This is a genomic window from Streptomyces sp. ISL-12 (assembly GCF_018614415.1).
GTDB lineage: Bacteria > Actinomycetota > Actinomycetes > Streptomycetales > Streptomycetaceae > Streptomyces.
Window position 1 is genome coordinate 1 of record NZ_JAGGOO010000177.1, and the last position, 11,605, is coordinate 11,605.

Consider the following 11,605-nt stretch of genomic DNA (forward strand, 5'->3'; position numbering starts at 1 on the left):
ACCTAGGGCCTGTCGTTTGGATCAGGACGCAGGACATCGGCGGGACTTGTCCATGCCGGTGAGCGGGGTCTGGTGCGTGCAGCTGCAAGGCGGAGGAGGGAGTCGACGCGATGGGGGTCCCCCCGCGCGAGCGCAGCCGAGCGTGGGGGAGTCGGCGAGTGACGACAACGCCGCAGATGCGCGTGCCAGACCCCGCGTCTGCGGCGTGATCCAAACGACAGGCCCTAGCGTTGACGTCATGACGACACCTGCTGACGTGCAGGACGTACGCGACCCCGAGCTGCCCGGCCGGCTGCTGGCCGTCGAGCGGGACGCGCTGGTGCCGCTGCTGCGGTCCCGGGCCGACGAGGACTGGGGGCTGCCGGTGGCGGCGTGTCCCGGCTGGAGCGTGCGGGACGTGCTGGCGCACTGCTCGGCCGCGCTGGCCCGGGTGGTGGAGAACCGTTTCGAGAAGGGCGTCTTCTCGCCCGAGTCGAACGAGCGGGACATCGCGGAGCGGGCCGAGTGGCCGTCCGTCCGGATCGTCGACGAGCTGGAGCGCGGCATGACGGACGCCGGGCCGGTGATCGCGCGGGCCGGCGGGGCGCTGGACAAGATCGCGTTGGGGGTGGGGGTCCCCCCACGCCTTTAAGGCAGTGGGGGAGGGTGCACGCGGGTGACGTGCGCGTCGCCCTCGGGGAGCCGGGGGCGTACGCCGGGCGCGGGCTGCCGTACGCCCTGGCGCTGCTCGCCTCGGTCACCGCCGCTGTCGGCCATGTGCCGCTCCACGCCGACCTGGACGACGCGGACGAGCCGCTGAAGCTGGGGGAGGCGAGCGGCGCGCGCCCGCCGGGGCGTTTCATCGGCGACGCGGCGACCCTCGTACGGCTCTACGCGGGACGGCCGGTCGACGGCGCGGCCTATGAACTGGCCGGGGTGGAGGAGCGGGAACTGGTCATCTTCGGGTGAGGTGAGCGGCGTGCGCCGGGGGCGCGCGGGCTCGGGGCGCTAATCTGTCCGGTGATTGGACTAGACCTGTAGCCGCGCCGGTGGACGCCGGTGGACGCCGACGAATGGGGCCCCATGAGCAAGCGTGCAGTCCTGGAGGTGATCGCCCTCGACGTCGAGGACGCGGTCGCCGCCCGGGCCGGAGGCGCGGACCGCCTCGAACTGGTCACCGACATGGCGGCCGACGGACTCACCCCGTCGGCCGCGACCGTCGCCGCGGTCCGCGCCGCCGTCGACATCGACGTACGCGTGATGCTGCGGCTCGCGGACGGCTTCGCCGCCGGGTCCGCCGAGGACGTGGCGCGGCTGGTGCGGGTCGCGGGGGAACTGCGGGAGGCGGGGGCCGACCAGTTCGTGCTGGGGTTCCTCGACGCGGACGGGGACGTGGACCTGGCGGCGGTGGAGCGGCTGGCGGCGGTCCTCGAAGGGTGCCGGTGGACGTTCCACCGCGCCATCGACCGGGCCGCCGACCGGGCCGCCCTGCGCAAGCGGCTCGCGGACTTCCCCGGCCTGGACACGTATCTGACGGCCGGGGCGGCCGGCGGGGTCGACGAGGGACGGGACGTGCTGGTCGCCGAGGCGCGGCGGCAGGGCGAGCCCGGCTACGAGCAGCAGCTCCTGGTCGGGGGCGGGCTGCGGCTGGACCACGTGCCGCGGCTGCTCGACGCCGGGATCGACGGCTTCCACATCGGCGGGGCGGCCCGGCCCTCCGGGTGGGACGGGCCGGTCTCGGCGGAGGCGGTCGCTCAGTGGCGGGCGGTACTGGGGGCGTGATCCGCGGGCAGTCGTGCCTCCCCCAGTGCCTGAACGGCCTGGGAGGTACCCCCAGGGACGATGGGGGTCCCCCCGCTCGAGCGAGGCCGAGGGTGGGGGAGGGTGGGCGCGGCGGCACCCCGTCAGCGCCGGGCCGCGCCACCCACCCCCGGTCCGGCGCGACGCCGGGCCACTGTTGCCGACGGTCACGTCAACTGCCGCGGCAGCGGACCCGTATGCGTCACGATCAGCCCCGACACCGCCCGCGTGAGGCACACGTACAGCCGCCGCAGCCCCGTCCGCTCGTCCGGCTCCCCGTCCACCACCGCCCGTGGCTCGTCGAGGACCACGTAGTCGTACTCCAGGCCCTTGGCCAGCGAGGCCGGGACCAGGGTCAGCCGGGCGCCCTCCGTGGTCTCCTCGCCCGGCGCGAGATGCCCGAGGCCCGCCTCCGCCAGCTCCCGCGCCAGCTCGGGGACCCGTACGTCGCCGGCGATGAGCCCGACCGACCCCTCCCGGCGCAGCAGCTCGCGGCAGGCCGCCACCACGTCGGCCGTACCGCCGGCGTCCCGGATCTCGAAGAGGCCGGGGTTCTCCCGGACCGACGCCACCGGCGTCAGCCCCGGCGCGATGTGCGGCAGCAGCCGTGAGGCGTACGCGATCACGTCCGTCGGCACCCGGAAACCGGCCGTCAGCTCCTCCACCACCGCCCCCTCCTTGCCCAGGTGGGCCAGCGCCTCCCGCCAGCTCCGGGTCGCCCACGGCGTGGTGCCCTGCGCCAGGTCGCCGAGGACGGTCGCGGAACCGGTGGTGCAGCGCCGGCCCACCGCCCGGTACTGCATGGGGGAGAGGTCCTGCGCCTCGTCCAGGACGACGTGCCCGAGGGAGTGCGTGCGCTCGATCAGATCCACCGCCTCGTCGATCAGCACCGCGTCCGCCGCCGACCACGTGGCGGTCTTCACCGACCGGGCCGGCTTCGCCCACAGCACCGCCTTCTGCTCGTCCTCCGTGAGCAGCCCCTCGGCGTGTTCGGCGAGGAACTCCGGCTCCGACAGCAGCCGCAGCACCAGCTTCGCCGGGTCCACGGCCGGCCACACCGCCTTCACGCACGCCTTGACCGCCGCGTTCCGCGCCACCGCGTTCTGCACCCGGTCGTCCGGCGCCTCGCCGGCCCGCTCCATCTGCACCAGCACGGCGTGCGCGATGCGCTGCGGCAGGGCCTCGCGGGCCGCCCCGTACCGGATGTCCCGGTCCAGCAACTCCCGTACCAGCTCCTCCACTTCGTACGCCGCCACCCGCCAGCGCCGCGAGCCGCGCACGACGACGACCGGCTCGACGGGCATCGAGACGTGCGAGTACAGCGCCCGGCGCAGCACCTCCGCCATCCGCGCGTCGCCCTTGACCACCGCCGTCGCCGCCTCGTCGGTGCCGCGCACCTCGACGTGGGCCACCAGGTCGTCGACGGTGGCCTGCCGGACGGTCAGCTCGCCGAGCGCGGGCAGCACCTGCTCGATGTAGTGCAGGAAGGACCTGTTCGGCCCGATGACGAGGGTGCCGGTGCGGGCGAGCCGCTCGCGGTGCGCGTACAGCAGGTACGCCACCCGGTGCAGGCCGACGGCGGTCTTCCCGGTGCCGGGACCGCCCTGCACGCAGACCGAGCCGGACAGTCCGGCGCGCACGATCTCGTCCTGCTCGGGCTGGATGGTGGCGACGATGTCCCGCATCGGACCGACGCGGGGCCGCTCGATCTCCCGCTGGAGCAGCTTGCTGGTGGCCGCCGCCTCGGCCGGGTCGGTCAGCCGCTCGTCCTCGTACGCGGTGATCTCGCCGCCGGTGTAACCGAACCGTCGGCGCAGTTCGACGTCCTTCGGGTCCTTCTTGGATGCCTGGTAGAACGGCTGCGAGACGGGCGCCCGCCAGTCGATGACCATCGGGTCGCCGTCCGCGTCGTGGACGTGCCGCCGCCCGATGTAGAAGCGCTCCCCTTCCGCCCCCTCGGCCCGCTCCGCCCCCGGCGCGTGCGCGTAGTCGAGCCGGCCGAAGAACAGCGGGGTGTCGCTGAGGTCGGCCAGGGCCTTGACGCGGTCCTCGATCTGCCGTTCCAGGACGGCGGCGTTGACCCAGTTCGCGGTGACGTCGCTGATGTCGAGGGACTCGACGTCGGCCCGCATGGCGCGCAGGGCCGCACGGGACGCGGCCAGGTGGGCGCGCTCCCGGGCGAGGGGACCGGTCAGGGGGCCGGAGAGAGGGTCGGACAGAGGGTCGTCGTGGACGGGCGTGGACAAGGGGGTGCCTCCGGCGGACCTGGGGTGGTGAGTGCGGATGCCGACCGGTTTCCGTCCGGACGGCGGCGCTCCGTGAGGGAGGCGGGAAGAGCGGAGATTGTAGAGGAGCGCTCAGGTCGGGGGCCAACGGATTTCCCGCGCCCCAGGGGGATCGCCCCTGAGGGACCGCCCCTGAGAGAGACCCCCTGCGCCCCGGAGGGGCCGGGTCCTCCCGCAGACGTACGGGAGGAGGAGACGGGTGGGTCGCAGGGTGGAGGCGACGGGCGGCGGGGTTCGGCCGGAGGGCCGATGCCACCGGCGGCCCACCACCGCACCATGGGTACATGAGCGCAGCAACCATCTCCCCGACGACAGTCCCGGCACCGGGCCGCACGTCCGCTGCCCCGCACCCGGCCGCCGTCCACCGCCTGACCTACGCCCTGCGCGCCGCCAGGACCTTCGCGGGCGCCGCCTTCGACGTCGTGATCCTCGGCGCGTACGACGACGAGGAGGCGGGCGTCCGCCGCCGGCGGTGAGCGCCGGCCTTCTTCGGGCGGCGCCCTCTCCTCACTCCCCCGCCAGCAGCTCGTCCGCGTCCATGATCCGGTACGCGTACCCCTGTTCCGCCAGGAACCGCTGCCGGTGGGCGGCGAAGTCCTGGTCGAGGGTGTCGCGGGCGACCACCGAGTAGAAGTGGGCCTGATGGCCGTCGGCCTTCGGGCGGAGCACCCGGCCCAGCCGCTGCGCCTCCTCCTGCCGCGACCCGAACGTCCCCGACACCTGCACGGCGACCGTCGCCTCCGGCAGGTCGATGGAGAAGTTCGCGACCTTCGACACCACCAGGACGTTGATCTCGCCCTGCCGGAACGCCTCGAACAGCTTCTCCCGCTGCGCGTTCGACGTCTCGCCCTTGATCACCGGGGCGCCCAGGTGCTCGCCCAGCTCGTCCAGCTGGTCGATGTACTGACCGATGACCAGGATCTGCTGCCCGGCGAACCGGCGCACGATCGCCTCGGTCACCTTCCGCTTGGTGGCCGTGGTGGCGCAGAAGCGGTACTTCTCCTCCGTCTCGGCGGTCGCGTACGCCAGCCGCTCCGACTCGGTCAGGTTGACCCGTACCTCCACGCAGTCGGCGGGCGCGATGTACCCCTGCGCCTCGATCTCCTTCCACGGGGCGTCGAACCGCTTCGGCCCGATGAGGGAGAACACGTCCGACTCGCGGCCGTCCTCGCGGACGAGGGTCGCGGTCAGGCCGAGGCGGCGCCGCGCCTGGAGGTCCGCGGTGAACTTGAAGACCGGCGCCGGCAGCAGGTGCACCTCGTCGTAGACGATCAGCCCCCAGTCCCGGGAGTCGAACAGCTCCAGGTGCGGGTAGACGCCCTTCCGCCGGGTCGTCAGCACCTGGTACGTGGCGATGGTGACCGGCCGGATCTCCTTCTTCGTCCCGCTGTACTCGCCGATCTCGTCCTCGGTCAGCGAGGTGCGCTTGACCAGCTCGTGCTTCCACTGCCGGGCGGAGACCGTGTTGGTGACCAGGATCAGCGTGGTCGACTTCGCCTGCGCCATCGAACCGGCGCCGACCAGCGTCTTCCCCGCGCCGCACGGCAGCACCACGACCCCGCTGCCGCCGTGCCAGAAGTTCTCCACCGCCTGCTTCTGGTACGGGCGCAGCGCCCAGCCGTCCTCGGCCAGCTCGATCGGGTGCGCCTCGCCGTCGACGTACCCGGCGAGGTCCTCGGCGGGCCAGCCCAGCTTCAGCAGCGTCTGCTTGATCTGCCCGCGCTCGGAGGGGTGCACGGCGACCGTGTCGGGGTCGATGCGGGCGCCGACCAGCGGGGCGATCCGCTTCGACTTCAGCACCTCCTCCAGGACCGGCCGGTCGGTGGTGGTCAGCACCAGCCCGTGCGCCGGGTGCTTGGACAGGGTGAGGCGCCCGTAGCGGTCCATCGTCTCGGCGATGTCCACGAGCAGCGCGTGCGGCACCGGGTAGCGGCTGTACTCGACCAGGGCGTCGACGACCTGCTCGGCGTCGTGGCCCGCCGCCCGCGCGTTCCACAGGCCCAGCGGCGTCACCCGGTAGGTGTGGATGTGCTCCGGGGCCCGCTCCAGTTCGGCGAAGGGGGCGATGGCACGACGGCAGTCGCCGGCCAGCTCGTGGTCGACTTCCAGGAGCAGAGTCTTGTCGGACTGGACGATGAGTGGACCATTCACGGGCGGCACCCTTTCGCGCGCGTACGGCCGACGGCGACGGAACGGATCGGCCAAACGTCCAGTGTGCCTGATCGGCCCGGGTGTGCGAGGGGCCGGCGGGACGGGCGGAGGGGGCGGCCACGGGTTCACGGGGTCGGGCGGGCGTCCCGTCCTACTGAATGTCTTTTCATTCCAACGTGTGGTGTGAATTCCCCTTGCCCCGGACGGCCCAGGAAAATAAGCGACCGTGCCCCCTGTGCAGAACACCCCGATGCCGACGCTCGGCTACGCCCTTTTCGCCACCCGCTGGCTACAGGCTCCCCTGTATTTCGGCCTGGTCGCCGCGCAGGGCGTGTACGTCTACAAGTTCTTCAACGAACTGTGGGCCTTACTCCTGCGCTGCGTGAGCGGGCAGGCCACCGAGACGTACGTCATGCTCGCCGTGCTCAAGCTGGTCGACGTCGTCATGATCGCCAACCTGTTGATCATGGTCATCGTCGGCGGTTACGAGACCTTCGTCTCGCGTATCGGCCTCCAGGGCCACCGGGACCAGCCGGAATGGCTGTCGCACGTCAATTCCAATGTGCTGAAGGTGAAACTGGCCACCGCCATCGTGGGCATTTCCTCCGTCCACCTTCTCCAGATGTTCGTGGACGTCCACCACACCTCCCGGCACGCGCTGCTGTGGGGCACGGTCATCCACATGGCGTTCATCGTCTCGGCGGCGATCCTGGCGTACATGTCGGGCCCGATGACCCGGCAGGCGGAACGCGCGCACCTGACCGAACGGCGGCAGGAGCGGACCCCGGCGGACACGCCGTCGCCCGAAACGCACATCGCCCAGATCTCCGCGCCCCCGGCTCCCGCTCCCGTACCCGCTCCCGTTCCCGCCCCCTTCCCGGCCCAGCGGCAGGCCGCCGAGGTGCCGCCCGCGCGTGCGGCGGCCGGGGCCGAGGACCGGATCGGGGAGGCCGGTTTCCCGGGGCGCAAGCTGCTGGAGGACTTCGACGAGAGCCACCCCCTCGCCTTCGACCGGGAGACCGTGGCCCGGCTCGGCAAGCTGGACTTCGTCACCGCCCGGCAGAACGTGGTGTTCGCCGGCCCGCCCGGCACCGGCAAGACGCATCTGGCCGTCGGGCTCGGGGTGCGCGCCTGCCAGGCCGGGCACCGGGTGCTGTTCGCGACCGCCGCCGAGTGGGCCGCCCGGCTCACCGAGGCCCGCACGGCCGGCCGGCTCACCGAGGAACTGACCGCCCTCGACGCCTACCCCCTGCTGATCGTCGACGAGGTCGGCTACACCCCCTTCGACCCGGCGACCACGTCCCTCTTCTTCCGGCTCGTCGCCCACCGCTACGAACGCGGCTCGCTGATCGTGACCGGGGACCGTCCGCCCGCCCGCTGGGACGAGGTCTTCGGCGGCCCGTCCGTCCCGGCGATGGTGGACCGCCTGGTCCACCACGCCGAGCTGGTGCGCCTCGAAGGGGAGAGCTACCGCACCCGCCGCGCTACCGCAGCGTGGACAGATTGATGGTGTTCACCAGCGGCCCCTCCACGGAGATCAGCTCCCCGTTGGCCAGCGTCTGGCCGCCCGTGCCCGCCAGCGGGAGCGGCAGTGCGGCGGCCTCGGGGACCAGCGCGGCGATCAATGCGGCGGCGGTGACCAGGGCGGAGAGGGAGACGGCGACGGCGGAACGGACGGAGACGGTGGAACGGACGGAGACGGTGGAACGGACGGAGACGGGGAGCTTGGAACCCATGGACTTCCGGCCTTTCACGGGAGCGGACGGGGTCGAGTACGGAGCGCGGTGAGCGGGCCGGCCCAGGGGTGGGACCGGCCCGCGGAGGGAGGGACGGGACGGGTCAGAGGGTGAGCCCGCCGCCCAGATCGATACCGATCGCGGCGGCCTCGGCGGCGAACGCGGTGAGGAGCGCGGCGGTGGTGGTCAGGACGGCGGCGATACGACGAACGGCACCCATCGGGACTTCCTTTCGGTCTGGTTCAGGACACCCGGTGGCTGCCCGAGCCGGAACCGCCCGATGCGGTTTATGAAAAAAGCTCCCTCCGGGGTGGGAAAACCCCGGCGTTGCGCGCATGAACCGCCGCGTACACCCGAACGTGCGCAAAAAGACGGGGCCGGACGCCCGGCCGCGTAAAACGGGAGGGAGTCACCCCGCGTCGTCGGCGAGTTCGGCGACCCCCGTGATCCGGTGCAGCGCGAAGGTGCGGACCTCGTCCGCGGTGTGGTCGTACGCCGTCACGAACCCGCCCTCCACCCGCACCGGGGCGATCACCCGCTGACTGGCGGCGCCCTCGGCGTTCACGTACCCGATCCACACCGCCTCGCCGGTCAGCACGGCCGCCTGCACGGTGGCCAGCGTCTCGGCGGAACCGGTACGGGGCGGCTCCCCGCCGGCCGGCGTCGTACCGGCGTCCGGCTTGCGCGGCGCGGTGGCGGCCAGGTCACCGGCCCGGATGGCCCGGATCGCGGCCGTCAGCAGCGCGTCGTCCGGCACCGGCGGCCCCTCCGGGACCGGCTCGGGCGCCGTGCGCGGCGGGGTGCGGCGGGCGTCGGCGCGGGCGATCAGCACATCGCCCCCGGCGGACTCGGCGGCCGGCGCGAACCCCATCGCGCGCAGCCCCTCCAGCAGCCCCGCCGGGTCGGTCCGCGCGGCCAGCACGGTCGGCGCCAGGCGCCGCAGCCCGAGGTTCGCGGCCCGTTTGTCGGCGAGGATCTCGTCCAGCGTCGCGTCGTCGTCGCAGCGGACGTACGCGGAGGCCGCCCCGACCCGCAGCCGCCCGTGCCGGCGGGCCACGTCGTCGATCAGGTACGTCAGCGGCTGCGGCACCGGCGTGCGGGAGTACCGCGCGAGGAAGGAGTGCAGGTCGGCGGCGGTCCGTCCGGCGTCCAGGGCCCGGCGCACCGAACCGGGCGTGAACCGGTAGACGGTCGCCCCGCCCTTGGACTCCACGTCCGCGACCACGTCGAGCAGTTCGGCGAGCGGCCGTCGCAGCGGGCCGGGCGCCACCGCCGTCAGGTCGGCCTGGAGCAGGACGTGGTCCAGCGGCTCGGGCAGCAGCGGCGCGAGCACCCGGGCGGCGGCGGCCGTCGCGGCGGCCTGCTCGGTGGGCGGCAGCGGCTCGGGCGGGGGCGGCGTGCGGTGCTGGAGGTGATGGACGGGAAGCTTGTCACCGGGCCCGCCGTCACCGCTCTCCTGCGCACGCGACTGCGACTGCGACTGCGAGTGCGCGTGCGGCTGCGGCTGAGACTCGGGCGCGGGTACTCCGATCAGCGCCCGCCCCGGCCCCGCCAGCGCCCCCCGCCCGGTCACCCCCAGCAGCTCCGCCTCGGCCAGCGTCCACCGGGCGAGCCGGGCCCGCAGGTCCTCCGTGGAACCCTCGGTCCGCTCGGCCCGTTCGTCCCGCCGCGGCCCCCGCAGCGGACGCTCCCAGCGCAGCCGGGCCAGCACCGACTCCGGGTCCGGCGCGGCCCCCTCGGGCAACCGGGCCAGCAGCGCCAGCACCCGGTGCCGTACCTCCGGCGCCGCCGACCGGTCGAGCCCCGCGCCCAGCGCCGACAGGGCGCGGTCCTTGGCGTCCCGGCTGCCGACCAGGCCGCTGGTGCGGGTCGCGAGCAGCCACGCCTCGGCCAGCCGCGCCCAGCGCTCGGCCGGAGGCAGCTCCCGCCACTCGTCGTAGGCCGGGGTCGCCGCGTACCGCTCGTCGGCCTCGCCGTCGGAGGCCAGCAGCCCGGCCGCGTAGGCCAGTTCGATCCAGAAGGCGGCGACCGGCTCGGGGACGTCCAGGGCGACCGCCGTCCGCTTCAGGTCGCGCACGCTCAGCCCGCCCGCCCGCAGCACGGCCGGGCCGCCCTCGTCCCAGTCCTTCAGCAGTTCCTCGACGGTGGCGAGCGCCGCCAGCGCCTGCCCGGCGGCGGCGCCGTCCACCACCTGCGGACGGTACGTGGCGGCGGGCGTCACCGGCGGCGGCAGCGGCTCGGGCGTGCGGTGCGCCCGCCCGGACCGCAGCCGCAGGGCGACCTCGCGGGGCAGCACGACGGTGCCCGGCGCGGTCGGCAGCAGCAGACCCCGGTCGAGGAGCCAGCGCAGATGGGGCGCCGGGTCATGGGTGACCTGCCCGTACGGCGGCCCCCACACCAGCCGCTCCAGCACCTGGACGGACTCCGCCGGGGCACCGGCGAGCAGCGCCGCCATCGCGTCCCGGTCGGTGAACAGCCCGGTCAGCGCGTCCACCGCGGACACTGGATCGTGCGTCGAGGGCAGTCCGACGGCGCCGAGGATCTCCTGCAACCGCCCCGGCGACATTCCCGCCGTGGCCTCCCGCACCGTCGGCCCCAGCCCGGTCGGCGACGGATGCTGCGGCGAGGGCACCAGCAGTTCCCGGGCGGTACGCACCAGCCGCAGCCGGTCGTCACCGCCCCACACCAGCGCCTGCTCCCGCAGCACGGCCAGCGCGCGCGGCAGCGCGGCGGCGACGCCGGGGTCACCGTCGTCCCCGGCCATCAGCCCGGACAGCTCCTCGTACGTCGCCGGATCGGCCGCCACGGCCAGCGCCTCGGCCGTCTGCAGCGTGAACCGGTCCAGCCGCTCCAGCGCCCGCACCACCGAGGCACGGGTGCCCGCCCGGGTGGCGAGCTGGGTGAGATCGGTGGGGACGGGGGTGACGAGGTCGGGGCGGCTGCGCAGGAGGGCGGCCAGGGAAGCGTCGTCCCTGCCGCGAAGGGCCTCCGCGAGGGACCGGGGTGGAGCGGGCTTCTCCTCGGTGCTCATCCGCCCCACGGTAGCGGGTCGCCCCCGGCCCGCCGAGCCGTTCCCGGACGCCCGCCCGGGGCGCGTCCCGTCCCGTTCCCGGGGGTTTCGCCGCCGGTGGGGGCGATTTCGCACCGCGACAACGGGTACGGTCGACCGACGGGGTATCACCAACGCACCGCCCCGGAGGGGTTGTGGGGATCGAGAGCGACCAGGTCGTCTACGAGTATCTGAGCCGCGTCGGGGACGTGGCTCAGCAGCAGCAGTTGCCGTCGGCCACGCGCATGCGTCTCGTCGCCGAGCTGCGCAACGAGATCGACAAGCGCCGGTCCCGGACCGTCGTCGACTCCCCGGCGGCCGTCCGCCGCATCCTGGACCGGCTCGGCAGCCCCGACGAGGTGGTCGAGGCGGCCGGCGGCGACCACCGGACCGCGTCCTGGGAACCGCCGCCCGCCGTGCCCGTCCAGCCGGACGGCGAGACCCCGCGCGAGGAGCGACCCAGGGAGCGCCTCAAGGAGCGTCCCAAGCGGAGCCCCAGGCAGGGCCCCAGGCAGAGCCCCAAGCAGAGCCCCGAGCAGGTCCCCAAGGAGCGCCCGAAGGGCCTGCGCCGGGTGGTCCCGCGCCCCCGCCCCGCCGCCCCGCCG

Annotated in this window: 7 protein-coding genes and 2 pseudogenes; 5 read left to right on the forward strand and 4 right to left on the reverse strand. The window is 74.2% G+C overall.

All coding sequences use genetic code 11. The features are described from left to right. Positions 1 to 238 precede the first annotated feature (238 nt). Both J7I94_RS35845 and J7I94_RS35850 read left to right on the forward strand, forming a co-directional pair. Positions 239 to 948 (forward strand): annotated as a pseudogene (locus J7I94_RS35845) (maleylpyruvate isomerase family mycothiol-dependent enzyme). Between the two features lie 114 nt (positions 949 to 1,062). Continuing rightward, on the forward strand, positions 1,063 to 1,761 hold the full coding sequence (locus J7I94_RS35850; RefSeq protein ID WP_215174229.1) for a copper homeostasis protein CutC: 699 nt from the start codon (positions 1,063 to 1,065) through the stop codon (positions 1,759 to 1,761). A 185-nt stretch (positions 1,762 to 1,946) separates the two neighbouring features. Here the strand turns inward: J7I94_RS35850 and J7I94_RS35855 are convergent, their stop codons facing one another. Then, positions 1,947 to 4,025: an AAA family ATPase gene (locus tag J7I94_RS35855; protein WP_374198488.1), complete on the reverse strand. Its 2,079-nt coding sequence runs from the start codon at positions 4,023 to 4,025 to the stop codon at positions 1,947 to 1,949. Positions 4,026 to 4,348: 323 nt separating this feature from the next. Here J7I94_RS35855 and J7I94_RS35860 point away from each other — a divergent pair, with 323 nt between their 5' ends. Then, positions 4,349 to 4,540, forward strand: coding sequence for a hypothetical protein (locus tag J7I94_RS35860; RefSeq protein WP_215174231.1), 192 nt, complete (start codon positions 4,349 to 4,351; stop codon positions 4,538 to 4,540). A 31-nt stretch (positions 4,541 to 4,571) separates the two neighbouring features. Here J7I94_RS35860 and J7I94_RS35865 read toward each other — a convergent pair whose 3' ends face one another. Beyond that, positions 4,572 to 6,215, reverse strand: coding sequence for a DNA repair helicase XPB (locus tag J7I94_RS35865; protein WP_215174233.1), 1,644 nt, complete (start codon positions 6,213 to 6,215; stop codon positions 4,572 to 4,574). A 250-nt stretch (positions 6,216 to 6,465) separates the two neighbouring features. Between J7I94_RS35865 and istB the strand changes: the two genes are divergently transcribed. Continuing rightward, on the forward strand, positions 6,466 to 7,722 hold the full coding sequence (gene istB / locus J7I94_RS35870) for an IS21-like element helper ATPase IstB (protein ID WP_215174241.1): 1,257 nt from the start codon (positions 6,466 to 6,468) through the stop codon (positions 7,720 to 7,722). On the opposite strand, the gene J7I94_RS35875 is transcribed toward istB, so the two are convergent. Next, positions 7,700 to 7,951: a hypothetical protein gene (locus J7I94_RS35875; protein WP_215174235.1), complete on the reverse strand. Its 252-nt coding sequence runs from the start codon at positions 7,949 to 7,951 to the stop codon at positions 7,700 to 7,702. The genes istB and J7I94_RS35875 overlap by 23 nt on opposite strands. A 409-nt stretch (positions 7,952 to 8,360) precedes the next feature. Next, positions 8,361 to 10,982 (reverse strand): helicase-associated domain-containing protein, encoded by a 2,622-nt coding sequence (locus J7I94_RS35880; protein WP_215174237.1) that lies wholly within the window; start codon positions 10,980 to 10,982, stop codon positions 8,361 to 8,363. A 173-nt stretch (positions 10,983 to 11,155) separates the two neighbouring features. On the opposite strand from J7I94_RS35880, the pseudogene J7I94_RS35885 reads away from it, so the two are divergent. Then, a pseudogene (locus J7I94_RS35885) lies at positions 11,156 to 11,605 on the forward strand (hypothetical protein); the annotation flags it as partial.

What these genes read in the sequence shown, in the direction of transcription:
- istB (WP_215174241.1), top strand. Translation starts at nt 6,466, where the DNA reads ATGCCGACGCTCGGCTACGCCCTTTTCGCCACCCGCTGGCTACAGGCT.
- J7I94_RS35880 (WP_215174237.1), bottom strand. Translation starts at nt 10,982, where the DNA reads ATGAGCACCGAGGAGAAGCCCGCTCCACCCCGGTCCCTCGCGGAGGCC.
- J7I94_RS35860 (WP_215174231.1), top strand. Translation starts at nt 4,349, where the DNA reads ATGAGCGCAGCAACCATCTCCCCGACGACAGTCCCGGCACCGGGCCGC.
- J7I94_RS35875 (WP_215174235.1), bottom strand. Translation starts at nt 7,951, where the DNA reads ATGGGTTCCAAGCTCCCCGTCTCCGTCCGTTCCACCGTCTCCGTCCGT.
- J7I94_RS35850 (WP_215174229.1), top strand. Translation starts at nt 1,063, where the DNA reads ATGAGCAAGCGTGCAGTCCTGGAGGTGATCGCCCTCGACGTCGAGGAC.